The organism is Paenibacillus sp. FSL F4-0236 (genome assembly GCF_038000135.1).
Taxonomy (GTDB): Bacteria; Bacillota; Bacilli; order Paenibacillales; family Paenibacillaceae; genus Paenibacillus_AQ.
The window spans coordinates 1,255,349-1,280,396 of record NZ_JBBOBK010000001.1 but is presented as its reverse complement, the minus strand read 5'-3'; the positions used below and the strand labels follow the sequence as shown (position 1 = coordinate 1,280,396).

General features: G+C 45.0%; 28 protein-coding genes. 1 reads left to right on the top strand and 27 read right to left on the bottom strand.

The window, feature by feature from the left end:
* Positions 1-87: 87 nt before the first annotated feature.
* The 14 genes from dinG to NSQ29_RS05775 form a co-directional block, all read right to left on the bottom strand.
* The gene (dinG, locus tag NSQ29_RS05840) at positions 88-2,949 is read right to left on the bottom strand and encodes an ATP-dependent DNA helicase DinG (protein ID WP_341124541.1); all 2,862 of its coding nucleotides are present in this window, start codon (positions 2,947-2,949) and stop codon (positions 88-90) included.
* 136 nt (positions 2,950-3,085) lie between these two features.
* The gene (locus NSQ29_RS05835; protein WP_341124540.1) at positions 3,086-3,727 is read right to left on the bottom strand and encodes a tetratricopeptide repeat protein; all 642 of its coding nucleotides are present in this window, start codon (positions 3,725-3,727) and stop codon (positions 3,086-3,088) included.
* A 111-nt stretch (positions 3,728-3,838) separates the two neighbouring features.
* On the bottom strand, positions 3,839-4,222 hold the full coding sequence (panD, locus tag NSQ29_RS05830; protein ID WP_042129504.1) for an aspartate 1-decarboxylase: 384 nt from the start codon (positions 4,220-4,222) through the stop codon (positions 3,839-3,841).
* Entirely contained in the window at positions 4,215-5,105 is an 891-nt protein-coding gene (gene panC / locus NSQ29_RS05825) for a pantoate--beta-alanine ligase (RefSeq protein ID WP_341124539.1), read from the bottom strand. Before panC ends, panD begins: the two co-directional genes overlap by 8 nt.
* 1 nt (position 5,106) lies before the next feature.
* The gene (panB, locus tag NSQ29_RS05820) at positions 5,107-5,973 is read right to left on the bottom strand and encodes a 3-methyl-2-oxobutanoate hydroxymethyltransferase (protein WP_042190123.1); all 867 of its coding nucleotides are present in this window, start codon (positions 5,971-5,973) and stop codon (positions 5,107-5,109) included.
* A 335-nt stretch (positions 5,974-6,308) separates the two neighbouring features.
* Entirely contained in the window at positions 6,309-7,109 is an 801-nt protein-coding gene (locus tag NSQ29_RS05815) for a biotin--[acetyl-CoA-carboxylase] ligase (protein WP_341124538.1), read from the bottom strand.
* A complete protein-coding gene (locus tag NSQ29_RS05810; protein WP_341124536.1) occupies positions 7,099-7,539 on the bottom strand; it encodes a hypothetical protein in 441 nt (146 codons plus the stop codon). Before NSQ29_RS05810 ends, NSQ29_RS05815 begins: the two co-directional genes overlap by 11 nt.
* Before the next feature lie 77 nt (positions 7,540-7,616).
* Positions 7,617-8,420, bottom strand: a complete 804-nt coding sequence (locus NSQ29_RS05805) for a CCA tRNA nucleotidyltransferase (protein ID WP_341060085.1) — start codon at positions 8,418-8,420, stop codon at positions 7,617-7,619.
* Between the two features lie 10 nt (positions 8,421-8,430).
* A complete protein-coding gene (gene bshA / locus NSQ29_RS05800; protein WP_076299584.1) occupies positions 8,431-9,588 on the bottom strand; it encodes an N-acetyl-alpha-D-glucosaminyl L-malate synthase BshA in 1,158 nt (385 codons plus the stop codon).
* Between the two features lie 20 nt (positions 9,589-9,608).
* Positions 9,609-10,319, bottom strand: coding sequence for a bacillithiol biosynthesis deacetylase BshB1 (gene bshB1, locus NSQ29_RS05795; RefSeq protein ID WP_341124535.1), 711 nt, complete (start codon positions 10,317-10,319; stop codon positions 9,609-9,611).
* Positions 10,316-10,738 (bottom strand): methylglyoxal synthase, encoded by a 423-nt coding sequence (locus NSQ29_RS05790; RefSeq protein WP_042129517.1) that lies wholly within the window; start codon positions 10,736-10,738, stop codon positions 10,316-10,318. The genes bshB1 and NSQ29_RS05790 overlap by 4 nt, the downstream gene beginning before the upstream one ends.
* 15 nt (positions 10,739-10,753) lie before the next feature.
* Positions 10,754-11,557 (bottom strand): 4-hydroxy-tetrahydrodipicolinate reductase, encoded by an 804-nt coding sequence (gene dapB / locus NSQ29_RS05785; RefSeq protein WP_042190132.1) that lies wholly within the window; start codon positions 11,555-11,557, stop codon positions 10,754-10,756.
* 33 nt (positions 11,558-11,590) lie between these two features.
* Positions 11,591-12,112, bottom strand: coding sequence for a tetratricopeptide repeat protein (locus NSQ29_RS05780; protein ID WP_042190136.1), 522 nt, complete (start codon positions 12,110-12,112; stop codon positions 11,591-11,593).
* 59 nt (positions 12,113-12,171) lie between these two features.
* A complete protein-coding gene (locus NSQ29_RS05775) occupies positions 12,172-12,501 on the bottom strand; it encodes a nucleotide pyrophosphohydrolase (RefSeq protein WP_036676271.1) in 330 nt (109 codons plus the stop codon).
* A gap of 168 nt (positions 12,502-12,669) precedes the next feature.
* Between NSQ29_RS05775 and NSQ29_RS05770 the strand changes: the two genes are divergently transcribed.
* Complete coding sequence (locus NSQ29_RS05770; protein ID WP_042190138.1) at positions 12,670-13,539, top strand: YitT family protein; 870 nt, start codon at positions 12,670-12,672, stop codon at positions 13,537-13,539.
* Between the two features lie 140 nt (positions 13,540-13,679).
* Here NSQ29_RS05770 and NSQ29_RS05765 read toward each other — a convergent pair whose 3' ends face one another.
* The 13 genes from NSQ29_RS05765 to hisC form a co-directional block, all read right to left on the bottom strand.
* Positions 13,680-14,579: a sporulation protein YpjB gene (locus NSQ29_RS05765; RefSeq protein ID WP_076284573.1), complete on the bottom strand. Its 900-nt coding sequence runs from the start codon at positions 14,577-14,579 to the stop codon at positions 13,680-13,682.
* Between the two features lie 155 nt (positions 14,580-14,734).
* Entirely contained in the window at positions 14,735-15,376 is a 642-nt protein-coding gene (locus tag NSQ29_RS05760) for a DUF1405 domain-containing protein (RefSeq protein ID WP_256716306.1), read from the bottom strand.
* Between the two features lie 93 nt (positions 15,377-15,469).
* Positions 15,470-16,342, bottom strand: coding sequence for a c-type cytochrome (locus NSQ29_RS05755; protein ID WP_341124533.1), 873 nt, complete (start codon positions 16,340-16,342; stop codon positions 15,470-15,472).
* 26 nt (positions 16,343-16,368) lie between these two features.
* Complete coding sequence (qcrB, locus tag NSQ29_RS05750; protein WP_042129529.1) at positions 16,369-17,040, bottom strand: menaquinol-cytochrome c reductase cytochrome b subunit; 672 nt, start codon at positions 17,038-17,040, stop codon at positions 16,369-16,371.
* A 6-nt stretch (positions 17,041-17,046) separates the two neighbouring features.
* Complete coding sequence (locus tag NSQ29_RS05745; protein WP_042190144.1) at positions 17,047-17,601, bottom strand: QcrA and Rieske domain-containing protein; 555 nt, start codon at positions 17,599-17,601, stop codon at positions 17,047-17,049.
* 239 nt (positions 17,602-17,840) lie between these two features.
* On the bottom strand, positions 17,841-18,260 hold the full coding sequence (locus tag NSQ29_RS05740) for a DUF2487 family protein (RefSeq protein ID WP_341124532.1): 420 nt from the start codon (positions 18,258-18,260) through the stop codon (positions 17,841-17,843).
* A 204-nt stretch (positions 18,261-18,464) separates the two neighbouring features.
* Positions 18,465-18,644: an IDEAL domain-containing protein gene (locus NSQ29_RS05735; RefSeq protein ID WP_042129535.1), complete on the bottom strand. Its 180-nt coding sequence runs from the start codon at positions 18,642-18,644 to the stop codon at positions 18,465-18,467.
* Between the two features lie 245 nt (positions 18,645-18,889).
* Positions 18,890-19,972, bottom strand: coding sequence for a hypothetical protein (locus NSQ29_RS05730; RefSeq protein ID WP_341124531.1), 1,083 nt, complete (start codon positions 19,970-19,972; stop codon positions 18,890-18,892).
* A gap of 89 nt (positions 19,973-20,061) precedes the next feature.
* On the bottom strand, positions 20,062-20,649 hold the full coding sequence (locus NSQ29_RS05725; RefSeq protein ID WP_042190151.1) for a histidine phosphatase family protein: 588 nt from the start codon (positions 20,647-20,649) through the stop codon (positions 20,062-20,064).
* 179 nt (positions 20,650-20,828) lie between these two features.
* On the bottom strand, positions 20,829-21,419 hold the full coding sequence (locus NSQ29_RS05720) for an anti-sigma factor family protein (protein WP_042190154.1): 591 nt from the start codon (positions 21,417-21,419) through the stop codon (positions 20,829-20,831).
* 5 nt (positions 21,420-21,424) lie between these two features.
* The gene (locus tag NSQ29_RS05715) at positions 21,425-22,012 is read right to left on the bottom strand and encodes an RNA polymerase sigma factor (RefSeq protein WP_042190156.1); all 588 of its coding nucleotides are present in this window, start codon (positions 22,010-22,012) and stop codon (positions 21,425-21,427) included.
* A gap of 762 nt (positions 22,013-22,774) precedes the next feature.
* Complete coding sequence (locus tag NSQ29_RS05710) at positions 22,775-23,869, bottom strand: prephenate dehydrogenase (RefSeq protein WP_042190163.1); 1,095 nt, start codon at positions 23,867-23,869, stop codon at positions 22,775-22,777.
* A 47-nt stretch (positions 23,870-23,916) separates the two neighbouring features.
* Positions 23,917-25,014, bottom strand: coding sequence for a histidinol-phosphate transaminase (gene hisC / locus NSQ29_RS05705; RefSeq protein WP_076284569.1), 1,098 nt, complete (start codon positions 25,012-25,014; stop codon positions 23,917-23,919).
* Positions 25,015-25,048 lie beyond the last annotated feature (34 nt).

The window sequence follows — 25,048 nt, the reverse complement described above, 5'->3', positions numbered from 1 at the left end:
AAATATCTGCACCTCGTCTCAAGGAAGAGCGGTATTCTTATACCGCCCTTCCTTGTAGAGTGATTAATAAGATCGATGACGTTCTTTTCAAGAAACGCCTCCGTCTTCCAACCACTCCGCTATACGAGGAACCATTTGATCCGTAAGCATATGCTCCATTTTCGGGCCAGGCAACGAATAGAGGAAATACTTCCCATAGTGAGATTCGATCACCCTTGTGTCATACACAATAACAATACCCCGATCTTGCGCTGTCCGTACCAGCCTCCCAAATCCTTGCTTGAAGCGAATAACCGCCTGAGGAACAGACAACTTCATGAACGGATTCTTTTTCTGGGCTTGTAATAACTCAGACTTCGCTTCCGCTAGGGGGTGGTTTGGCGGTTGAAATGGGAGTCTCACGATGGCCAAGCATGTTAATGCTTCACCTGGAATATCTACACCTTCCCAAAAGCTGCTTGTTCCTAACAGTACAGAAGCTGCACTGTCCTGAAAACGGCGGATCAGCTTGCTACGGCTGCCCCCCTCCACGCCTTGACCTAACACCGTGATCTCTTGTGAGGCTAGAGCCTCTTTCAGAGGATCGTAAACCTGGCGTAGCATCTTGTAAGAAGTAAACAGGACAAGCATCCGCCCACGTGTTGTAATAGCTGCTTCTGCTAGTGACTGTACGAGTGTATCGACAAATCGGGCATCGCCTACACTCCCCTTCACACTTGGGAAATCCCGCGGAATAACTAACAGCGCCTGCTCCCGATACTTAAAGGGAGAAGGCAGGAGTGATGTCATCAGACGCCCCTCTTCCGCAGCTTCATTAAGTCCGAGATTATCAATCATAAACTGGAATGATTTATCCACAGAGAGTGTCGCCGAAGTTAGTACGATACTTTTTTTCTTGTCGAAAAACAGCTCCTTAAGCTGAGTACTAACATCAACAGGAACGGCATACAGCTGTAGCGATTTACTGCGATAATTTCCATTCGCCTCCAGCCAATATACTACATTCTCATCATTTAATCCCATAAAAAACCGTACTTGCTCACGTATAGAAGCTAAATCCTTAAATAAGCCGCTAATATCGGTAACTAGGCTATCTGAGGAAGATTGACCTTCTTGATCTCGCATCTCATTAAGCATTTTATCACCTTTACGGATAATTTCGCTTAATGTCAGATTCATAGTATTCTCTAAAGCAACCAATTCATCCCAATCTTTCGGTTTACGGGTAGGAAGTAGCCGCATGACTAACTGGCCGGCTTCTCCCGCCGCTGCATCGCTGCGTTCCGGCAAGAGGCTGAATAGTTTATCACTAAGCAGATCCCAGGTTTCTTTTACGGTAAGAAGGTCCGGATAGATTCTATCGATCACTCCGCTCCATTCAGAAGCTTCCTCACTGCCTGATGACTGAAGCATTTGGCGAAGTGTAGGAAGTTGGCCATTTCGACTATCCTTATAAAGACGCGATAGTGTATGTGCCACCGTGAAATGCTTCATATGCATGCCTAAATGCTTGCCAGCCACGTCCTCCAGATGATGGGCCTCATCTATTACAAGATGTTCATAAGCCGGAAGTAGTTGATGCCCAGCCTTAACATCTGCGAAAAGCTTAGAGTGGTTCGTAATGACCACGTCTGCAATACCAGCTTCATGCTTAGCCCGATGATAATAACACTTACGGAACCAAGGACACGAGCGACCCAGACAAGAATCGGTATCGCTTGCTACCGTCTCCCAAAAATCTCCGCCACGTCCACTTAGATTGAGCTCTTCGTCATCTCCTGATTCACTTTGTGTCAGCCAAACGATCATCTGAGCCGCAGTAAGCGCATCTTCCCTCGGACTTATAAAGTCTTTTTTATTAATTTTATGTTCGAACTTACGAAGACACAAATAATGCCCTCTGCCCTTAAAAATTGCAGCTTTAAATGGAAAAGGAACTACCTGCGTTAACAAAGGAATATCACGCTCACGCAATTGATCCTGCAGATTAATAGTATGAGTGCTGACCATGACTTTTTCATTAGTGCGTACGCTTTGGTATATGGCAGGCAATAAATAACCAAGGGATTTACCGGTTCCTGTCCCTGCTTCGATCAATAGATGCTTATCTTCGGCAAGTGCCGTCATCACCTCATTGATCATAATATCCTGAGCTTCTCGGCTTTCATACTGTGGCAAAGTTTCTTTAAGTCGTTTCGTTACTTCATCCATATAATCTGTAAAAGATAAATTGTGTAGTGGATTCTCAGCATGCTCGTCTCGAGGTGGAGCTAATTCGTTCCAGTCTCCTACAGCAAGCGCTAATTGACGATAGAAAGTCAGATCACCTTCGGGCTGAAGCGTCTCCGCTTCCCGTTCACGCAGCAGACCATCAAAATACCAACCCAGATCACTATCCTCTTCCCTAAACAGCTCACAGAGTCTCTGAATCGTCAGCAGAGGCAAATCGTAGAGCTCCTCCAGACATTTCAGCAATACAAGAGCAGTTGCGAGTGCATCACTGTCTGCCTGATGCGGACGATCGTGCGTCACTCCAAAATGTGCACTAACTGATCCTAGTTGATAGGATGTGAGGGAAGGAAAGCAGATTTTCAGAAAATCAATCGTATCTAAAATCCGCCCTTGAAATGGTAAATACCCACATCGGTCTAAGGCATTTTGCAAAAAATGGAAGTCGAATGCGACATTATGCCCTACAAGCACAACATCATCCAAGAGTGGGACAAGCTCCATCATCATCTCATCCAGCTCAGGTGCATCCTTTACATCATCGTCGGTAATCCCCGTTAGACCAGTTATAAAAGGAGGTATCGGCGTTCTGGGCTTGACGTAGGAACCATATACCCGGGAGATGGACCGGTCTTCTTCTATAATTGCAAGGCCAACCTGGATAATTTCACCCACGGATTGGGTTCCCGTTGTTTCAAAATCAAGCACGGCAAATTTCATTATAATTCTATTCCCTTTCAATTGAGACTCTTAATCAGCATAACAGAAGTTGCGAAAAAAGGCGATGCACACCACTGGTTCAGGGGATGCATCGCTTGAATGAAAACGCGGAATAATAAACCGTAAACGTAATAATTTACAATAATGAAACAAGCTGATTTCCGAAATGAAGCTTACCTCCTCGGCGGCGGCAAACCTCCAAATTAACGGTTGGTTCAGGAAGTGCCGGGTCAAGTTGCAAAGAAAGGGCAAACAGCTCCTGCGCTTCATTGAAACGTTCTTGAGAGGCCCTGATGCAACCTAAAGCGTTATAAACCATTGCCTTCAGCTTGGTTTCCCGTATCAAACCGAGCATATGGTTCAGATGGCTCCAAGCAGCTTCCCCCTCCCCTTCCTGCAGGTAAGAGATGGCTAAATATAATCGAGCAGCCAAGCTATCCGGATATTGCACAATAACTTCCTTAAACTGTTCAATACATTTCCCATACATCAGCAGCTTATAATACCCTTGACCTCTAACAAAAGTATCCATGCACAGCTCGGGTGCTTCCTGCTCTGGCACTTCCTCTTCAACCACAGTCGTAAAATCTACACTTTCACGAAAGTGACTTAGCTTCTCTGCAAAGGCCAGCCATTCATCCATCACTTTATCACTAAGTCGATGCAGCATATTATAATTGCATAAAAGCTCATTCCGGCGGGCACCCTCCGCTGTAGGGTAATCTGTAACGATCTCCTGAAGCACCTTGTTCATTTCAGCAAACAAATGTTGAAACATGGGCTATCCCCCCTTACTGAAGATGAAATCAGTTCAGCTTGCCTGACTTCATTTTCTGCGAGAACGGGGTCTTTCATCCCTGCCATTCATTACATGGCGTAAGTCCATAATTTAAGCGATTGTAGCATGCAATTCATGATCAGCCAGCTTCACTGGTCTGTTGTTCTCATCCACGAATACCACCGTTGGCTTATGCGACTCCAGTTCTTCCGAAGACAGCATCGCATACGAAATAATAATTACTGTATCTCCCGGTTGAACAAGACGTGCAGCTGCACCATTTAGGCAGATCACACCACTGCCGCGAGGCCCTGGAATAACATAAGTTTCTAACCGTGAACCATTATTGTTGTCCACGATCTGCACTTTTTCATTCTCAAGAATATCTGCCGCTTCCATTAAGTTCTCATCAATGGTGATACTTCCCACATAATTCAAGTTCGCTTCTGTCACCGTCGCGCGGTGAATTTTGGATTTCATCATATGTCTAAACAAGAGCGGCAACCTCCTTTGGAATAAATACATTATTGTCAATTAATCGCGTTCTGCCAAACTTCACGGCAAGCGCTATAATAATTTCCCCATTTACATCCTTTAATAAAACTTCGTTCTCTAAGCCTTCCAGATTAGGGAAAGTCAGTATTTCCGCATAATCAATGACCGCCAAAGGAGAGCTGGAAATAACCGAGGTCAACAATTCCCGCACTTCATCAACGGTTGTTACTTTTCCTTCTTCAATGGACTGACGTGCTTCACGCAAGGAACGAGATAACACCAGTGCTTGAGAACGTTCCTCTGGAGATAAGAATACGTTACGCGAGCTAAGTGCAAGTCCATCTCCTTCACGAACGATAGGGCAAGGTACAATTTCAACATTCATATTCAAATCAGATACCATTCTGCGGAGCACAGCTACTTGCTGAGCATCCTTTAGCCCGAAGAAAGCATAATCTGGCTGCACGATATTGAATAGCTTATTAACAACTGTTGTTACGCCATTAAAATGTCCTGGACGCGAAGCCCCACAAAGTCGAGTGGTGAGCTCTGATACCGAGACAGTAGTCCGGGTAGGCTGCGGATACATTTCTTCCACACTGGGGATAAATACAATATCGACACCTTCGCGTTCCGCAAGCTCCAAATCACGCTCTTCATCGCGCGGATAGGAATCATAATCCTCATTCGGTCCGAACTGCAGCGGGTTCACAAATATGCTCATAACGACCGTGTTGCTCATTTCTCCTGCCCGCCGAAGCAGACTGGCATGTCCTTCATGCAGGTATCCCATGGTTGGAACAAACCCAATCGGGGTATGCCCACCTTGTCTCATATATTCCAAAGCTTCGCGCAGTTGCTTAATGCTTCTGACGACTCTCATCTTATTCCCCATCCTTTCCGGCACCGCCGTATAAAGATTCCAGAACGGTTTCATCTGCTTTAAAAACATGACCTTCATCTGGGTACGAGCGATCCTTCACTTCTTGCACATATTGGCTGATACCCTCACGAATCAGGCTACCCACATCCGCGTAGGTTTTGACAAAACGTTTCTCACGGTAGGGTGAGGCATAACGCAACAAATCATGGAAAACCAATACCTGTCCATCACAATAACGACCTGCACCAATCCCAATGGTCGGAATGCTCAGTGCCTCAGAAATTGCTTGTGCTACTTCTTCTGTCACCAGCTCCAGTACCACTGCAAAAGCACCTGCTGCTTCAAGGGCCTTAGCTTCATCCATCAGACGTTTTGCATCTTTGGCGTCCTTACCTTGAATGCGGTAGCCACCAATCATATTTACCGATTGTGGTGTAAGTCCAATATGCCCCAGCACAGGAACTCCCGCAGCTACAACCGCAGTAACTGTCTCACAAATTTCGAGACCGCCTTCCATTTTGACGGCATGAGCCCGCCCTTCCTGCATCAGTCTGCGCACACCCCGCAAGGTTTCATCTATACTTCCGTGGTAGGTCATAAATGGCATATCTGCCACAATGAATGTTTTTTGTGCGCCCCGAGTTACCGAACGAGTGTGGTAGACCATATCGTCAATCGTAACCGGTAAAGTTGTATCATATCCAAGTACCACATTTCCCAGGGAGTCACCCACCAGAATAAGATCGATACCGGCTTCTTCAGCAAGTAGAGCCGATGGGTAATCATAAGCAGTCAGCATGCTTAACCGCTCACCATCTGCTTTCATTTTTTTCATTTTCACAATATTAAGTGCTTGTTTGTTTGCCATTTCTCTCTTCGTCCTCCTTTTTGAAATTACATCCCCGTAAAAATCGCAACAAAAAAACCTTTTAGCAACGATTTGCTAAAAAGGTCCGAAGGGCAAAAAAGAGTCACTCGCGATCGTCCCTTCTGTCTCGGTCCTTACGGCTCAGAGCAGAATCCAACGTAACCGTCTAACGCAGTTATGAAGGTGATTCCAATAATAAAACCATTATAAGTTCATCAGATCAAGAGTACAGTTCGCAAAACGATACCGCCTCTGCCCCATAGTATAACAAAAAGGACTCGGAAATACACGAAAAAAATATGACAGGGGATGACACCCTGTCATATAAAAAAGATTTATAAAAGCTCGATTTCACCTGAGCATACGCTAGAAATCTCTCCTGCGCTGTTTTTAAGGATTAGTCCACCTAACTCATCCAAACCTACCACAACGCTTTCAGAGCGTCCCTGAGGGCTATTCAGAGCGATTTGGCGACCCAAAGTAACTGACATCGACTCCCACAGCTCTTTGATAGGTTTAAAACCTTGTTCCATGTAAAGATTGAAATGCAGCTCTAACTCATTCAATACAGCTCTTACCAGCTCCGAACGGTCAATAGGGACACCGCCCCGCTGAATCCGAAGAGAAGTCGCTACTTCCTTCAGATGATCAGGATAATCGTCTTCAGTCAAGTTCGCAGAAATTCCAATCCCGGCGATGCAATAATGAAGCTCTCCTTCTCTTAGCGAAGACTCGAGCAAAATTCCACATATCTTTCTACCGCCCGCAAGCAAATCATTTGGCCATTTAATCCCGGCGTCTACTCCGGTTACACGGCGAATTGCCTTACAGACTGCAACCCCAGCAAGCAGTGTTAACTGAGGAGTCTGTAACAAAGGTAACTTCGGACGCAATACAATACTCATCCAAATGCCTTTGCCACGAGGAGAAAACCATTTTCTACCCATTCGCCCTCTAGCACCGGTCTGTTCTTCAGCGATTACGGTTGTTCCTTCTGGCGCACCGTTTTCCGCCAATCGTTTGGCTTCCTCCTGAGTAGATACGACAGACTCCAGGAGCTGAACTCTGTCTAGCCAATTCGAATCAGAAGCTTCCTGCTTCAACCCGTTTAGCGACAGCGTTTTTTCATAGCTCATGTCCATCCATCCTTTTTGCTTCAAGCAGCAATTCTTGTTTATTGTTAAGAAGATCTCCCGAAGCAGTCGCCTGCAGAAGTGCACTCAGCATATTGCCAAGCCAAGGTCCTGGACGTTTCTCAAGCGCTTCCGCCAACTCATTGCCTGTAACAGCAAGCTCCGAGAGACTCTTCAATGGCATTTGTGCGATCCACTCTCTTGCAGGCGCCGTAGTGACAGCGGGCGAGATTTCCGTGTCCGCTGGCGAGTTCACAGCGGGAAGGGCAGCTGCTGGCAGGATCGCCAGCAGCGAGAGCCACCCTCCGGCGGCTTCCACGCCGAAGGTCAGCACGGCGGCGATCCAGCGCCGCCGCAGTAGATCCGTGCCGCCCGGTTCCCCTGGCGGCACAGCCTCCAGGGCAGCGGTCCAAGCTTCGCGGACCCGCAGCACCTGGACGACGCTGGTACGCGTCGTCCCAGAGAACGTCCATGCCCGCAGCAGCTCATCGGCCTCCTGGGCCGACTGCTTCAGGGCATGGAGGAGAAGCGCCCACCGCAGGTGGGCGCTCTCAGTTCCCCTATCCCGGCCGTTAAGGCGGCAGCAGCCGCCAGATCGGTTCCGGTCCAGGGGAACGGGGCTTTGCCGCGCGCGAGCAGCTCACAGCGCGCTAGCATAGCAAGGCCGCGCCGAGGATGCGGCCCCTCTACGATGCGGTCCAGCTCCGCGCGGACACGCTCCACAGCAATATGCGCCAGCTTATCTCGCTGACGCAGGAGCCCCCTCCACGTATTCTTAGCGATGGAGAAATCTAACACCGATGCGAAACGAACGCAGCGAAGCATGCGAAGCGCATCCTCATCGAACCGTTCCTCTGCATCACCCACACAGCGGATCACACGGAGAGCTAGATCCTTCTCGCCTCCGAAGGGATCAATCAAATCTCCACCCAGCCCGCAGCATATCGCGTTAATCGTAAAATCACGACGACGAAGATCTTCCTTCACATCACTAACAAATTCAACATGGTCCGGACGACGATGATCGACATATCCGCTTTCAGTTCGGTATGTCGTCACCTCAAATCCATGCCCATCCTGAAGCACAGTGACCGTCCCATGTGCTAGCCCTGTCGGAATACTGCGTGCGAAGATGGCTATCACTTCCTCCGGCACTGCTGAAGTTGTAATATCCATATCATGCACTGGCCTACCCAATAGCTCATCGCGAATGCAGCCTCCAACCCAAAAAGCCTCATGGCCGTTTTGCGTTAGCTCAGAAATTACATTTTCCGCCGCAAGAGCCATAGCAGATGGCGCCATTTTCCATTTCATTACGAACTCCTTACCCCCTGACTGTATCCAGTCTAGGTACCTTGCGCCCGAGCACACGGTAATATATATCCTCATACTGACTTGTAATCGAATCCTTACAGAAATCTTTGCAGGCCGTTTCCAGACAAGCTTGTCTGAACTGCTCCACCATGCGATCATCCGATAGGAGTTTGATTGCATATTTCGCCATAGTTTCTGTATCACCAATTGGAGCAATGAATCCTGTCTTGCCATGTTCTATGAGCTCCGGAATGCCTCCGGTTTGCGAACCTATAGTCGGAACACCACAGGCCATCGCTTCCAGGGCGACCAGACCAAAGCTTTCCTTCTCAGAAGGTAACAGAAGAAGATCAGCCAACGAAATAACTTGAGCAATCTCATCCTGTCTTCCTAAGAAGCGGACTTTATCATCCAGACCCATTTCACTGATCTTAGCTTGAATCTTAGGAAGATCCGGCCCTTCGCCAACAAGCAGCAGACGTGAAGGGATTTCACGATTCACTTTAGCAAAGATATCGACAACATCGCTTACCCTTTTAACTGGGCGGAAGTTACTGATGTGCATCAAGATCTTCTCCTCAGGAGAAGCAAAATCTTCTCGCAGATTCGATACATCCCGTGGATAATAGACACGATGATCAACGAAGTTATAAGTGAGGTCGATCTCGCGCGTAATATCCAGCACTTCTCGTGTTTCTCTAATGAGATCCTTCGATACGGCTGTTACGGCATCACTTTCATTAATTCCAAGACGGATTAGATCTTTTAGCGATTCATCCTGTCCAAGTACCGTAATATCAGTGCCATGCAAAGTCGTTACAACTTTTATATCATTACCAAGCATCTGCTTAGCAAGGAAAGCACAAACAGCATGCGGAACGGCGTAATGAACATGAAACAGATCTAAATTCTGCATTTTGGCAACCTGAGCCATCTTCGTAGCAAGTGCTAAATCATAAGGAGGATATTTGAATACATAATAATCATTAACCTCTACCTCATGGTAAAATATATTTTTCTGGAATTTCCCTAACCGAAACGGAATGCTGTGTGTAATAAAATGAACTTCATGTCCCTTCTCGGCCAAGAGTTTTCCTAATTCAGTCGCTACTACGCCTGAGCCGCCAAGAGACGGATAACAAGTGATGCCTATTTTCAAACGATCCATATTCCGTCCCCTTCTATACCTTATATAGTTTGATCCCCTGCAGTAAACAGATCTACTGCATAGGGAACTTTTGTTGCAAATCCTTCCGCATAGGGAATAAGTCTCCGCTGTCCAAGCAACATGTCTCTGGAACGAACACGTTCAATATAACCTTCCGTTAGCGGTGTGGATACAGCATCGGCACCGAGCGGCTTGGTGAACTGGGAGCGATAGCAGGACAACGCCTGCTCCTTCAGCCCATATTGTTTAGTAACATCTACAATAAGATCCGTACGTCCTAAATCATTTATAAAATAAAAAAACAGCTGTGGAGCCGGAACTGCCGGCTTGTCCGGCATATATTTACGTAGTTTAGCATTAAAAACAGCCTCTTCTACTAGCTTACTGCACGCAATATGATCCGGATGACGATCTTCCCAATAAGGAGCAAAAACAATCGTAGGAGCAAACCGGCGAATTTCGGCTGTCACAGCGGCCACATGCTCTTCTGTTATAAACAGCCCTCTGTCAGATAAACCCAAATTCGTCCGCACAGACACGCCAAGCAGATCAGCAGCTTGCTGTGCCTCTTCCTTGCGTAGCTCTACAGTACCGTTCGAGGACATTTCCGCAGCTGTTAAATCGCACAGACCTACTTTTAGTCCTGCAGCGGTATGCTTCGCAATCGTACCTGCCATTCCGATCTCCGCATCATCCGCATGAGCCCCAAATACAAGAATGTCCAGCTTCATTCATCAACACCTGGTTTGTATTTATGGACGAGTTCACGCCAAGCAAAGTCACCGCGATCAATCGCCTTCACAAGCACCTCAGCTGTTGCGATATTCGTTGCTACAGGGATACCATATACGTCACATAGACGAAGTAAAGCTGTAATATCTGGTTCATGTGGCTGTGCCATTAATGGGTCGCGCAAGAAAATAATAAGATCCAATTCATCTTGGGCTACCATTGCCCCAATTTGCTGATCTCCACCCAATGGTCCTGACATATAGCGATGAATCTTCAAGCTAGTCACATCCATGATCCGTTGGCCAGTAGTCCCCGTAGAAAATAGTTCATGACCTACAAATACATGCTCATAGGCTAATACAAAATTTACGATTTCATCTTTTTTACGATCATGTGCAATAAATGCGATCTTTAACATGGTGTTCTCCCCTGTCTATTCTATAAAGTGCTCAAATCCATAGATCAAGCCAGTATATCCCATAACCTTTTGAATACCCATCTTAACGCCTGGCATATAGCCTGCTCGCTCATATGAATCATGCCGGATCTTTAAGGATTGTCCGAACCCACCAAAAATCACTTCTTCTTGGGCAAACACACCAGGAAGACGGACACTATGTATCCGGAATCCATTATAGTAACCCCCACGTGCACCCTCAATCGTTTCTTCTTCTTTAGGGTTTCCTTGACGAAGCTCTTCCCGTACTTCTGAAATCATCTCTGCTGTTTTGACTGCAGTCCCGGATGGAGCATCCAGTTTTTGGTCACCATGATACTCGATAATCTCCAGATGCGGAAAGTATTTTGAAGCTTGAGCCGCAAATCTCATCAACAGAATAGCCCCTATAGAGAAGTTTGGAGCAATAAGTCCACCTATCCCTTGGTCTTGACACTGCTTGTCCAGTTCCACAATTTGCTCCGGTGTGAATCCGGTTGTACCGATAACCGGACGCACTCCATATTTAATGGCTAGCACTGTATTCATATACGCGGATTGTGGTGTAGTGAAATCGACCACAACATCTCCGTTGCTTCCCGCGAGGGCAGCCTCAAGATCTGAAGTTACAATAACTCCTGAGTCTTCGAGACCTACTAAACGGCCTGCATCGATATCCATCGTTGAACGATCTACCGCAGCCGCTAGCTCCAACTCTTCGTCCTGCAGCACAAGTTTAACAACCTCTTTACCCATTCTCCCGCCTGCTCCGGATACGATAACTCTGATCTTGTTGCTCATATCTTTTCATCCTCGCTTTCACTAGTTATATAGTTACTGCATATACGATTGTATGGATTTCTGAAGGTCTACCATTAATTCTCGCAAGCCAGAATCATCCGGATGTAAAGAAATCACTTCTTTCAAGGCGGCCATAGCCTGCATATGTTCATTCACCCGACTATGTGCGATGGCAAGCCATACATAAGCATCCCCATATAATGGATCAAGGGTGATGGCCTCTTTGAGTAGCGTAATCGGATGATACGGGTTACGAGTTTTGTTATCTTCATCTTCTATCAACCGCTTAGCTTCCTGTACATGCATCATAGCTTGAAGATGCTGTAGATGTAGACTATACTCAGGTTTGCTGCCATCTAACTTCATAGCCGCCTGAGCATGAACTAAAGCTTTATCTAGCATACCACTGCGGGCATACGTTATGGAACAACGATATCTGACTTCAGCATCAGCCGGACTTGCTGCAATCGCGGCTTCAAAGCAAACAATAGCTTCTGCAAAGTCACTACGCAATATAGAGCGATAGGCTTCTCTTACATAATCCCTTTGATCCATATCCTCACCATCCTCACGGCTAAATCCCGTTCGTTTGGTACAGCATATGTTATAGAGGCCTAATCGGTGTCTTTTGGTGTCCAACGACCAGCGTCTCGGGTATTAAACTTATGCATGACCTTATTATGTGCTTCAGTCAGATCAATCCCAAGAGAATTTGCAAAACAAACAGTAATAAACAAAATATCTCCAAGTTCAAGCTCTATAGAATTCTCTGCTTCATCAGACTTCTTCGGCTTCTCACCGAATTCATGATTGACTTCCCGCGCCAACTCTCCGACTTCCTCGGACATGCGGGCTAACATAGATAGCGGACTGAAGTACCCTTCTTTAAATTGCGATATATAAGCGTCTACTTCACGCTGAATGTCACCAAGACTTTTGTCCATAAAATGTATCTTTGCCCCCTCTGTATATCTTGCCTTCTGTTTGCCCCTATGTTATCGTAAAGACGTTTTGAAGACAAATCTTTTTTGAATATTTTAACACCCGCAAGAAAAGGTATACTTATTATAGGAAAAGAAAAACTGCCTAAACAAGGCCTAACGAGGGATTCCATGAATTCAAACAAGGTAATTTCAATCAGCAAAACAGTTGCCCCTATCATGCTCGGAACCGCAGTATATGCATTCGGACTACTGTATTTCATCATTCCCAGTCAACTAATGGAAGGCGGCGTAACGGGAATCACACTGCTGCTTAATTATGCCTTTGACATTCCAATCTTTTTAACAACACTGCTAATCAATCTCCCATTGTTTCTGCTCGGTTGGAAAGTCCTAGGTGGCCGCCAAATTGTATACACAGGGGTAGGAATCGGATCTTTGTCCCTTTTCTTGTGGATCTTCGAAAGATTGATCTCTGCTGGATGGATTGTCCCTTTCAGTACCGAACATGACTTTATTCTTGCTGCACTATACGCAGGGGTAACACTTGGAACCGGGCTTGGGATTGTGTTCCGTTTTGGTGGCACTACAGGTGGCGTAGACATTGTGGCAAGAATTCTGGGACGGAATTTCGGCTGGAGTATGGGGCAGATTATTCTGGCCATCGACATTTTCATTATCGGCTCTTCCATCTTCTATATTCCCAAAGAAAAAATTCTATACACACTCGTTGCAGTGTTCATAGCATCCCGTGTCATCGATTTTATCCAGGAAGGCGCTTATGCCGCCAAAGCATTTACAATCATTAGTGATGAGGCACCCCAAATTGCTGATCTAATAACTGCTGAACTAGAACGAGGTGTAACACTCATCCCTGCAATCGGTGCGTATTCTAAGCAAGCCAAACATATGGTGTACTGTGTAGTTTCAAGGCAGGAAATTCGCCGTCTTAGTTTACTGGTCAAATCGATTGATCCGCACGCGTTCGTAATTATTAGCGATGTGCACGACGTACAAGGCGAGGGATTCAGAGAAACATAAAATATCCCCACAAAGTGGGGCCTTGCTTCGATACATACTCAGGTACTTTGCGGGGGCCCCAAATATATAAGTTTTGATTCGTTAAAAAAGGAGCGGGGGACTCTTCCCCGCTCCTTTTACTTATTTATATAACCATTCCACTAAATTGGTTTGAAGTTCTGATTCTCTCCACGGTACTTACGATAACCCGCATAAGCTAATACAGCGATAATAAACCCTGCGGCTAGTCCTCCCCAAATCCCAAATTCTTGTGAGGCCAGGGGTACTGACAAAGCCGGCTCATCCTTCTCTTTTCCGAACATTACCCGCACAGTATCTTGACCATAAGACACAATTTCAAGCAAACGGGCCCGTTCGATTTTTTGTGAGGAAGAAGGAATGCCTGCGGCATATGAGAGCCAAGAATCAAATGCATTTACAACTTCAGGTTTCCGAGAGACGATCACCGCTGGCCGGATATTTTCATACCTACCCTGTAGCCTCTCTACAGCAGTTTTCCATCCCGTCAGATCATTTGTAGCACCACTTTGCTCCATCGCATTTAAATCCTCGCGAATTAGCTTATAATACTGAAGCCAAATGGGTTGTCCGGGTTGATTCAGACTGTTGGCAGCTAATCGTAACCTGGTAGCTGTAGCCTCCAATTGCTGCTGAGATACTTTTGCACTTGCCACAGCAGCCTTCAGGTCCATAATGACCCCTGACAACGCATTAATGCCCTCTACAGAGGTCATTCCTTCAAAAGAAGAGGACACTATGATCCTAGAGATCTCTTCGGTCTCTTGTCGGACCTTCATCACATCCCCTTCCAAGACATACCCATACAATGCCTCAGCGGCTTGTTCTAGCTGCTGTGCTCCAGTCTTTCCGCTCATCACTGTCAAACCGTTGCCCGAACTAACGTCGGCGCTTTGCTTCGAAACCTTGCCAGAACCTTCACCAGCATTCCCTTGCGCTGCTGAAGCTTTTTCAACATTCATGCTGGTCAGTAACCAGCAAAACACTAGAATAACCAACACATAATATCTCCCTCGGAGCATGAGACATCCCCCTCCTACCTAAGAAGAAACGACGTTGTCGTCTTTATTAGACGATATTCGTTTCTCGTAAAATTATAAGGATAAAGTATAGTATAAAACTTATACTTCTTATAATTCTAAATGTATGGCAGGCGGACAAGGGTTAGAACTGCTTACTAGAACCTGTTCTTAAACTGATAGATAGAGTCTACTGGTCTTTGTCTACTACTAAACAACCAAGCAACAATTACACTAAACACCGTAAGCGCCATCGTGAAATATTGCACCTGTGTGACATCATCATTCAGTACAGAAGGTAACCATGGGTATATTCCATAGGAATAGTCCAGCATATCGTTAGCAAGGGTCCAGAACAGCGCTAGCGGAATCATTTTGCGGAAAGAAAAGAATCGTGCATAGATCAAAGCTTCTACCGCCATCCCCAAATGAGAGATCACCAGCATCCAGTCTTTCCAAACCAGAATATCTCCTTGATAACCTCCAGCAAAGATCATACTTACTGCCCAAATCCCATACTTCACAGACGTCACAACTGCTAACGCCTCAATAAGCTCCCTTACATTGTTTCCCGTATAGCTTTTTGGAGGAAAGAGCATTAGCAACAGCGCCAAGGTAAAGAACAAGCTCGCGGTTGGACTATCTGGAACAAACGGGAGCAACCAAAGCGGAAAGTTAGCCGCCGTGAACTCCAATTGATTGCCATACCATATGTAGCCATAAATGGTACCGAGAAGATTCACAATAAATAACAACCAAATGATTCCTCGGTGCTTAAACAGTTTATCAAGAACGGACATACAGATCATTAACCTCCCAAGTAGTGGAAACTTTACATTTAGACATACAAAAACCTGACCGCAGTTTCGATCAGGTTTTGCGTTATTTTTATTTTACTGTTCGCTTTTTTGTTTGGCAAGCCAGTCTGCCAAGGCATCAATGTCTTGATCCGAAAGCCCCGCTTCCAGAGCAATATCATACATCTTCGGCATCTGTCCTTGACCCTCTTTTATAATAGTAAGGATTGCTTCTTTATCATGGGTGTCCCCAACGCCGCGAAGTGAAGGCCCGCCTGCCCCTTTCAAATCCGCCGCATGACAAGAGATGCAAGTAGCTTGCTTAAACAGCCCCATAGCCGGATCATCCTTATCTACAATCGCTACTTCCTTTGCCTTAACCGCACTCGAGGTTGGAAGCCCCTTCGCCCTATTCTCTGCCGCCTTCTCTTCCCGTTGAACATCTTCAGGAATTTGACCAGTTTCAGCCATTTCATGTTTGTATTCCGTCCAAGCGGTATTTGTTAAGTACACAATCGCCGCTAGCGATAAGAACATCAAAGATGAAGCGATCGGTCTACGATAGAAGCGACGTTCTCTGCCCGTGTCAAGAAATGGTGCTAAAAGAAGTGAACCAAAAGCTACACCGGTTACACCTAATGTACCCAGAACGATATAATCACCTGAAGCATAAGGAAGCTTCAAATACTGATAGAGAAACAAGAAATACCAGTCAGGAATTGGGATAACCGTAGCACTCGCATTCGCTGGAAACCCTAGCGGCGCTGGCTCTGAAATAGTAAGCACTAATATTCCTACAAGTACAACGACGCCAACCATCCATTCTTTCAGTAGAAAGTTAGGGATAAAGGCTTCCGATTTACCAGGATAGGCTGAATAGTCTGGAGGTGTGATAAATCCATTGCCTTTACGAACTCTGGTATCACCGACATATACAACCTTTTCCTTAGAATTGTTTCCATGTGCCATCCGTATTCCTCCTCTCTCAGATTAACTTACAACGGTCCAGAAATCCCTTGTCTGCGGATCATAATAAAGTGTCCTACGAGCAGACTAAGAAGCACCGCTGGGAGGAAGAATACATGAAGTGCGAAGAACCGAGTCAACGTTTCTGCACCAACAATCGTACCGCCTTGCATAAGTTCTTTCAATACGGGTCCCATCACTGGAACAGAGTTAGCAATTTCGAGTGTTACTTTAGTCGCGAAGTAAGCTTTATTATCCCAAGGCAATAAGTAACCCGTTAAACCAAGCCCCAACATTACGAAGAAGATGAGCATTCCAACTACCCAGTTCATCTCACGCGGAGCTTTATAAGAGCCTGTAAAGAAGACGCGCATCGTATGAAGGAACATCATAACAATGACAAGACTGGCACCCCAGTGATGCATTCCGCGAACAATTTGTCCAAAGGCAACACTAGATTGTAAATACTCAACACTTGCATAAGCATTGATAATATCTGGAACATAATACATCGTTAAGAACATACCCGATAAGATCTGAATCACTGTAATAAAAAAGGTCAGTCCGCCAAAACAATACACAAACGCAGAGAAGTGATGGGCCGGGTTAACATGCTCAGGAACCTCGTGGTCGGCCACGTCTCTCCAAATTGGCGTAACATCCAAACGTTCGTCAATCCAGTTATAGACATTTTTAAACATTAGAACCTACGCCTCCTCACTAGCTACTGTATTAGGCACAATATCACCCAAAAGAACCCACCCGTTATCAAATTTCGTTTTATACTGATCAAGCGGTTTTGGAGCTACTTCGAGATTTTTGCCGAGTTTGGTATAACGCGCACCGTGGCAAGGACAGTGATACTCGTCCGGATGTGCCTTATCATTGTTCCATCCAACCGTACATCCTAAATGTTTACAAATGGGTGAAAGCGCATAAATATCACCCTTTGCGTCTTTACGGATCCACGCAGTCAGCGTCGCTGTGCTGTCGTACCATCCGTCTTTCTGTTTCAATTCAAACGTAAACTCTTGAGGCTCTTCGGTGATTTTGCTAATTTCAGCAACCTTTATAAAATCACCTGCGCCCTTCTTATGTAATATTGGGTCCACGACAAAACGGACCATTGGGAGAATTGTACCTGCCCCCATAAAAGCAGTAGCGCCACCTAGCGTGTAGGTCAAAAATTGCCTGCGCGACATCTCTTTACGGCTGGGTGGTTGTTCAGGCCAAATATCCTGTTGATCATTATGGCTGCTCATACTGTTATATAACCCCCTTCTCAAGATATAAGAAAGTATCTAAGGTGTCCGATCAGAGATGCCTTACTATAAATAATCCGTTTTCAAATCTTTTCAATGAAATACATCACATACCATTTCGATTCAACCTAATAATAGCTTAGGCACTAAAACCCGTCAAGAATATTGTCTAATTTGTGACAGGCCAAAAAGTGATTTTCACTTACAATTGTTGATTTTCTGTCACATTTAAAAGAGACTCACCGTCCCCACATCTTTTGAATTTTCATCCCAATATCACTATTAATCTTACCTTCCAGAGAGCCCTCAATGATAGGCAGAGAGAGTACTAAATCGCTTTCAAAAATTTTTTGTTCCAGAAGTGCTATATCTGCTGTTAACACCACGGCATACTGGAAACCACTGGATTTGACTTTTCGGCAAACCTCATTAATTAGATCGACATATCCTTCCCCTCCATACTGAATCGCCGGGTAAGTTACAATCCGTCCCTTAAACGGTATTTCCACCAAATCCATAAAATCACGTAATCTTTCTAATGCTTGAACCGTCTCAGGGGGACTCTCGGACCCACTTAATCCTGTAAAAGGTATGAGACATGTATCATAGAACTTTCGATTTTCTTCCCACTGTTCAACTTCAAAATCACTGAATTTCATTAATGTCATCTCCCTATTTGCGATCCTTATTCGCATCCACTTTTCACAAATTTGCCCGATGTTATAAATCCCATTATATTGAAAGAGGAAGACAAACGTCTAGATTTAGATTTTCCCCCGTCTTCCTTCACCTCTAATTGATACAGAAAGTGAGTTGAACAGGTACCTATTTAATAAAAAAAGAAATGCGCTAAGCGCATTTCTTTATGCCAAACTTTTAAGTTCTTCTGTAAGATTTCGAAAAGCCAATTTATCTCCTGTAGCCAGCGCCGTGTCAATCTCACGGTGCAAGATGTCGGAGCGACGCTTTCGCAGCGCTTCATCCCACACCATTTCTGCCGCAAGTCCTAGCATCACTTCGTACGTAGCCTTCATTTTGTCCATTCGATACACCTCCGCTGTTTAAGAGATCCTTATTACTTTAATATTTTGATATCCATCAAGATGATTTTGTTTTCGGTTTCAAAAGTGACGGCACCTACTAAATCATATTCAACAATCCTGTCTACGTTCTACATATTTACCCATTCTGATCAATACTTCATCTATTGTTCCTATCAACAACCAAAGCGAAGTCCTCATCTACGTATGTAATCCCCATAAGCATTTGCTTGTATGCCTTCATACTACTATAGATGTTTAGGTACGGCTATCTCCATCCCCCACGGCGTCATCATCACAGTGAGACCAGCAGTAGTCTCCCCTAATTTAAGCATCCCAAGGTGCACCATCATCCGAATAATTCGTTGCTCCAGAATAGAGGCAGCATTGTCATAAAAGAACGGTTTAATTAACCACCCAATACCATCCACTAATGAAGGTACGCTCACCCAATTCCCAGCACTAATGCTTACCCAATACACAAGTGAAGGCAGGTTTGGTACAGCCCCCTTATATAGTTTTAACCAAAAAGAGAATATCTGCATCAACGAGTCACATTTCCCATCGGCTAACACTGCCTCTCCTGTCGCCGTAAGCCTTAGCCGAAAACCTTCTTCAGTGATCCAGCGGCGATGACGAACATAATCATACAGGAGCGCTAATCTAGGCGGATAATGCTCACATGCCCTACCATAACCAAATCTCCAGCCGCCTTTGCTAAGAAGATCCTCCGGAATATGAAGTGCATTCATCACTCCTTGCTGATACCGCCTATACATTGCCCCTTCCTGATTAAGCTCTGGCTCATTTTCCTTGATATATCTCAGAAGCATAACCAGATCACTTAATAACAATTCTCCTTCATTTCGATACATGGCTGGTTCAGAGCTAACCGCAACCTTATCCTTGATATGTGCGCTCATCGTCTCACGAAAGCGCTCTTTCAAGTCTTTTGGCACTTGGAACAAGTATCTGGTTTGCTGGGAGGAACCGCTAAAGAGCCAGCCTCCGCTTTTGAAACGAGACACCATTTCCCGGAAGCCTCCGGTCTTGCCTTCTGGAGCATCAAAAGAAGCCTGTCTAGCTACAGCCAACAAATCTTCCAGACTAAAGTAGCTGCGTTCATCAAAAAGTAATGTATTCAGAAACCGTAGATCCTCCGGAGCACATTCCCGGATATGAGACTCCATAAAACTTCTGCTTCCAAGCATAATCAAAATACTCTGGATCAAGTCATGTTTGGAATTCTGCTTGCATTCACACCGGTAGCGTCCCGCTATGGCGGTCAGCTGTCCAATATCTGCATAAGTGAGCATATCCGCCAGATTCATGTTTTATCGCCTCACCGTTTTACTACCATTATGGGAAATACAGCCCTTTTTATTCCCCTTTGCGCAAAAAAAATAACCCGATGCACGGGTTAACGCTGATTTTGCAGGATATGGCGAGTACAATTATATAGAATAGGGTTCCATTCCCGTTCTTTCTTCTCCAAAATCGTCAGAGATAAATTCCCAATCCGCTCAGAATACTTATCTTTGTAAAATGCAGTATACAGTTGAGCGAGGAACCCTCCATGAGATATAACTAGTATGTTCCGATTGGGATGCTGCGCAGAAATATCCTCCATAAAGGCAAGTGCACGTGCTTGAAGCTGTTCGTCAGTTTCTTGACCAAGTGAAAGCTGACTCCAATCTTTCCCCCACTTCTCTTCACGCTCAGCGGCAGTAAGCCCTTCTACTTGCCCGTAGGCACGTTCCCGGATCCGATCATCAGGATCAAGCAACGGTACATTTAATTTATCAGCGATGATCTTGCCTGTCTCTGCTGCCCGGGAAAGATTACTTGTAATGCAATAATCCCAGCGATACGGCTCTTGTAATAAGCGGTCAGCAAGCATAGCAGCTTGCATCCGTCCTTCATCATTAAGCGGAATATCACTTTGCCCCTGTATCTTTCCAATTGCGTTCCAGTCCGTCAATCCATGGCGTATCAAGCCGATTAGCATATTGCCTCCCCCTTTTCACCCAAGTATTTGTCTCTTAATGTAACATGGATGAAATAAAAAGTCTTCTTTTATGCGTATTAGAATACAAAAAAGCCCCTTATCTTTACATAAAGGGACTCCTACATCGTTCTTAACACTATTATATACTGCAATAGCTAAGTCATACATCAATAGACCCTTTATGATCTGCGATATCGATTCAGCCGGGTTAACGAAAACACTGCAAAACCCACGCCAAGCATGGATAACATCATCCAATATTGAGGATGAGTAGGTCCCATATTTACTACAAGCGGTTCAATAATCCCACCTTCAGAGCCTAAAATGGGATAAGTAGAAGTCCATTCCATAGAGCCAGCAACGCCAGTCTCTACAATTCCACTTTGAGCCACAGTGATATCTGCAGGTGTTCTAAACATAGTAAAGTAAAGAACACTAGACAAAAATACCGCCAGGAAGCAAGCGATCCAGAGACTAAGCCTATGACGAACAATGGCAGATGTCCCTGCGGATTTCCCATCCCCTGGCATCAACCAAGGACTCTCTAGATAAATCCGCTCCATAACTTTAACATTTATAACTTCTGCACGCTCTTCACTAATCTCTTCTTTCAAATCATGCATAAGCTGGCTACTCTCTTGCCACAGAGACCATTCAGCAGCGCAGTAAGGACAAGTTTCAATATGTTGTTCGAGCAAAATCCGCCTAGGATGTGTGGGGGGAGCGTCCCACAAGAGCGGAATACATTCTTGCGCTTCCCTGCAATTCATTCGCCTTACACCCTCTCAACCTGCTCTTCAACTTCAGGCTCATTGAAATAGGATTCGAGTTGAAGCTTCACACTACTTCTGGCACGAAACAACAATGATTTCACGGAGCTTACACTCTGATCCAAAATTTCTGCAATTTCTTGATAATCCATCTGATCGTATTCACGCAGGATTAGCGCAGAGCGTTGTTTCTCCGGAAGATTATTAATTGCCTCACGAACCAAATTCATCCGTTCTTTACGCAATGCAGCCTGCTCAGGCGCTACTTCAAACGGTGCAACGGGAGTATATCCACTCTCTTCTAGGGATACATTTCCGGCACGATTCTTACGAAGCTCACTTAGCACGGTATTACGAGCAATAGTGTACAACCACGTTGAAAAGGAAGCATCTACCTCTCGAAAGGAATGCAAGCTACGGAATGCCTTGTAGAAAGTCTCCGAACAAAGGTCCTCTGCAATTAGCTCCATTTGTGAGTTTCTAAGCATATGATATACAAATGCCAATATTTTTCGTTGATAACGACGCATTAATTCTGAATATAATTCTGTGTTGCCTTGTTTAATTTCCTGGATCAACTGGGAATCCGTCATGGTGAGATTGGCCCTCCTCGCCCTTGCACGTCTTTTCCCGTCCGGTCCGTACTTATTATACCGGTTTGGGCTTTAAAAGTTGCGCTGGTTTACTACAACTTTTTAGTTTATTACAAGAAGAAACGATATTGTCGACCTTTTATGTAAGACAAACGTTCCTTGTGGGAATTTAAGGGAAAATATATGACGTGCAACTTATCCGTTCTTCAATTTTGAAATACACCTATGTATATTCAAACACCCAATAATTAAGGCATGATGATTGTGATGAATATAAAAAGAAAAATGGCATATTTCTATGAGCATATAAATTTTATAACGAATCTAGAAATATACCAGATCTATTGTATCACAGATTCTCATAGGATGACATTAATAGACTTCAGAGCAGTAATCTCGTCAGCATGACCTGACAACAGATTATAAACGAACATGAAGTTCAACCATAAGACTTTGATCACTGTAATGTGACTTTAATCTCTTTTTAATAAACTGTTGACAAAATGTAAACGTATACATATAATAAAAGTACAGTATGGTTTCTCTCCACTCCTATCCAAATACTACACGGTTCCAATTTATTGTGAACTGTAGCCGCTTACTTTGTAAGCGGTCTTTTTTTGTCCTGTAAGCGCTGTATTAGCCCCACTCATTATTAATACCCTCTTCTGCATCCACTTGAAGCAGTAGCTGTTTTCAGCATTATGCTCTTTCAGATCCCATCACGAAATAAAAGCCCCTCCATATTGGAAGGGCTACTAACTACACATATACGGTATAATCGTGCTCCTGCAGGAGCACTTTCGCTCGTTCCATATCGTTCTCCTGACGAAAAGATAGGCGCATAATACCCGGCACATCTTCACGACTCTCGATGATTTGTACGTTGCTAAGGTTAATGCCTTGGTCCCCCAGCTCAGTAGCGATACGACCGATAATCCCCGGATGATCCGGTACATCAATATGTAGGTCAAATAAAGGTGCGATCATGCCTTTACGCCGTTCAGGCAACTGACTGCGGAAGCCATTCGCTTCTTCGAAGGCCTCTTCAATCCCTACGCCATCTTCACTTTCCAGGAGACGAACAAAAGAAGAAACTTCCTCGTTCCAATCCTTCAATAAACGAAGCATTACGGAACGATTGTTCAGCAATATGTCTCGCCAAATTATAGGATCGCTGGACGCAATCCGAGTGATATCCCGAAAGCCCCCTGCAGCTAGCGTGCTATATAAGGAGTCGGTATCGTCATAGGCACGAATCTGATTTACCAAAGCAACAGCAATAATATGCGGTAAATGACTAATGGCACCTACAATCTCATCATGGCGCTCTGGATCAAGGCGTACAATCTGTGCTCTTGTGTGGTGTAGTAAAGACTCCAGTGCATGATAAGCCTCATCTGGCACTCCTGGAGGGGGCGTCAACACATAATAGGCATTCTCAAATAGCAGTGATGAAGCTGCCTCAACACCTGAGCGTTCTGATCCTGCCATTGGGTGTCCGCCGATAAAATGTACTCCAGGAATATCTAAGGAGACCGCACATGCGGCAATACTAGCTTTCGTGCTTCCTACATCTGTAATAATGCAGCCGGGTTTTAGAGGCAACTTACTTAGTTGCTGCAGATAATCCTCTAACATCCCTACCGGTACACATAAAAAAATGAAATCAGCATCAAGTGCCGCTTCTTCAACAGAAAGCGTGGCTTGATCAACCACACCTCTGCTTATATATTTACTCGCGGATTCAGGACGGTGGGCATGTCCTACGACGGTCAGGCCCTCCTTGCCTTTAAAGCAAAGGGCCAGTGAGCCTCCGATCAGACCGACACCGAATATAGCTATTTTTGTCGTCATGTTCTTTGAACTACCTGCCTTTTTTAGTCTAGTCTTGCTGTTTATTACTAAGCCCGCACACCAGACTCTATAAGCGTTTGTTCCAGCGCAGTTATAAACGCTGTGTTCTGTTCAGCAGAGCCCACAGTAACACGAATATAAGTAGGGTAAACTTGATGACCCGCTCTTACTATGATTCCTTTACGCATCAAAGCATCGAAAACCTCGGTTGCAGGTTTGCGAACATCTACCATAATGAAGTTCCCGTGTGCAGGGAAGGATTCAAGGCCCAGACGTTTGAATTCACCTTGTAATTGGACAATACCCGCGCTATTAAGACGACGGCATTCCTCCACGTATTCTTGGTCATTCAAGGCAGCAAGAGCCGCGGCTTGCGCAAGACGAGTGGTATTGAAAGGCTCGCGTACCTTGTTGATCAATGAAATAATCTCAGGACTAGCAACGCCATAACCAATACGCAATGCGGCTAAGCCATAAATTTTGGAGAATGTGCGGAGCACAACCAAATTCGTATAACGATTTAATAATTGGATACCGTTGGAGTAAGAAAGATCTGTTACGTACTCACAGTATGCTTCATCAAGAACAACCATTACATTGGAAGGAACAGCATCAAGGAAAGAAACCAAGGCTTCCTCTGGTACAATCGTTCCTGTTGGGTTATTCGGATTACAAATCCAGATAACCTTCGTACGGTCCGTAATACGGGCCAGCATCCCATCCAGATCATGTGTACCATTTACAAGTGGTACCTCGATGGACACAGCGCCTTCGATATCTGCGTTACTCTTATACACAGAGAAGGTCTGGTCAGCCATGATTGTCTCATCACCTGGCAAGAAGAAAGCACGAGCAATAAGAGCAATAATCTCATCAGAACCACAGCCAAAAATAATATTATCGCTGTTCACACCAAGACGGTTGGCAAGTGCTGCCGTCAACTCAACGGCCGATCCGTCTGGATATAGATAAAGATTCTCAAGCTCTGCTAGAATAGCTTCTTTAGCACTCGGGGAAGCTCCATACGGGTTCTCATTGGATGCAAGCTTAATAACCTCACTTAAGCCAAGCTCCTTCTTAACTTCGTCTATAGGTTTCCCTGGTTTGTAGACAGGGAGATTAACTATATTCGGTTTTGGATTCATGAATAGTCCTCGCTCTCCATAGTTGATTACTCCA

Coding starts and splice junctions, on each gene's coding strand:
- NSQ29_RS05745 (WP_042190144.1), bottom strand. CDS start 17,601: ATGAGCAGCCATAATGATCAACAGGATATTTGGCCTGAACAACCACCC.
- NSQ29_RS05770 (WP_042190138.1), top strand. CDS start 12,670: ATGAATTCAAACAAGGTAATTTCAATCAGCAAAACAGTTGCCCCTATC.
- NSQ29_RS05730 (WP_341124531.1), bottom strand. CDS start 19,972: ATGAATCTGGCGGATATGCTCACTTATGCAGATATTGGACAGCTGACC.
- NSQ29_RS05715 (WP_042190156.1), bottom strand. CDS start 22,012: ATGACGGATTCCCAGTTGATCCAGGAAATTAAACAAGGCAACACAGAA.
- dinG (WP_341124541.1), bottom strand. CDS start 2,949: ATGAAATTTGCCGTGCTTGATTTTGAAACAACGGGAACCCAATCCGTG.
- NSQ29_RS05735 (WP_042129535.1), bottom strand. CDS start 18,644: ATGGACAAAATGAAGGCTACGTACGAAGTGATGCTAGGACTTGCGGCA.
- NSQ29_RS05780 (WP_042190136.1), bottom strand. CDS start 12,112: ATGGATCAAAGGGATTATGTAAGAGAAGCCTATCGCTCTATATTGCGT.
- NSQ29_RS05755 (WP_341124533.1), bottom strand. CDS start 16,342: ATGGCACATGGAAACAATTCTAAGGAAAAGGTTGTATATGTCGGTGAT.
- NSQ29_RS05710 (WP_042190163.1), bottom strand. CDS start 23,869: ATGACGACAAAAATAGCTATATTCGGTGTCGGTCTGATCGGAGGCTCA.
- dapB (WP_042190132.1), bottom strand. CDS start 11,557: ATGAGCAACAAGATCAGAGTTATCGTATCCGGAGCAGGCGGGAGAATG.
- NSQ29_RS05740 (WP_341124532.1), bottom strand. CDS start 18,260: ATGAAATTCAGTGATTTTGAAGTTGAACAGTGGGAAGAAAATCGAAAG.
- NSQ29_RS05765 (WP_076284573.1), bottom strand. CDS start 14,579: ATGCTCCGAGGGAGATATTATGTGTTGGTTATTCTAGTGTTTTGCTGG.
- qcrB (WP_042129529.1), bottom strand. CDS start 17,040: ATGTTTAAAAATGTCTATAACTGGATTGACGAACGTTTGGATGTTACG.
- NSQ29_RS05760 (WP_256716306.1), bottom strand. CDS start 15,376: ATGTCCGTTCTTGATAAACTGTTTAAGCACCGAGGAATCATTTGGTTG.
- NSQ29_RS05835 (WP_341124540.1), bottom strand. CDS start 3,727: ATGTTTCAACATTTGTTTGCTGAAATGAACAAGGTGCTTCAGGAGATC.
- NSQ29_RS05775 (WP_036676271.1), bottom strand. CDS start 12,501: ATGGACAAAAGTCTTGGTGACATTCAGCGTGAAGTAGACGCTTATATA.
- bshA (WP_076299584.1), bottom strand. CDS start 9,588: ATGGATCGTTTGAAAATAGGCATCACTTGTTATCCGTCTCTTGGCGGC.
- NSQ29_RS05815 (WP_341124538.1), bottom strand. CDS start 7,109: ATGAGCTATGAAAAAACGCTGTCGCTAAACGGGTTGAAGCAGGAAGCT.
- NSQ29_RS05805 (WP_341060085.1), bottom strand. CDS start 8,420: ATGAAATGGAAAATGGCGCCATCTGCTATGGCTCTTGCGGCGGAAAAT.
- NSQ29_RS05790 (WP_042129517.1), bottom strand. CDS start 10,738: ATGTTAAAGATCGCATTTATTGCACATGATCGTAAAAAAGATGAAATC.
- panB (WP_042190123.1), bottom strand. CDS start 5,973: ATGGCAAACAAACAAGCACTTAATATTGTGAAAATGAAAAAAATGAAA.
- bshB1 (WP_341124535.1), bottom strand. CDS start 10,319: ATGAAGCTGGACATTCTTGTATTTGGGGCTCATGCGGATGATGCGGAG.
- NSQ29_RS05725 (WP_042190151.1), bottom strand. CDS start 20,649: ATGCTAATCGGCTTGATACGCCATGGATTGACGGACTGGAACGCAATT.
- panC (WP_341124539.1), bottom strand. CDS start 5,105: ATGAGAGTCGTCAGAAGCATTAAGCAACTGCGCGAAGCTTTGGAATAT.
- hisC (WP_076284569.1), bottom strand. CDS start 25,014: ATGAATCCAAAACCGAATATAGTTAATCTCCCTGTCTACAAACCAGGG.
- NSQ29_RS05720 (WP_042190154.1), bottom strand. CDS start 21,419: ATGAATTGCAGGGAAGCGCAAGAATGTATTCCGCTCTTGTGGGACGCT.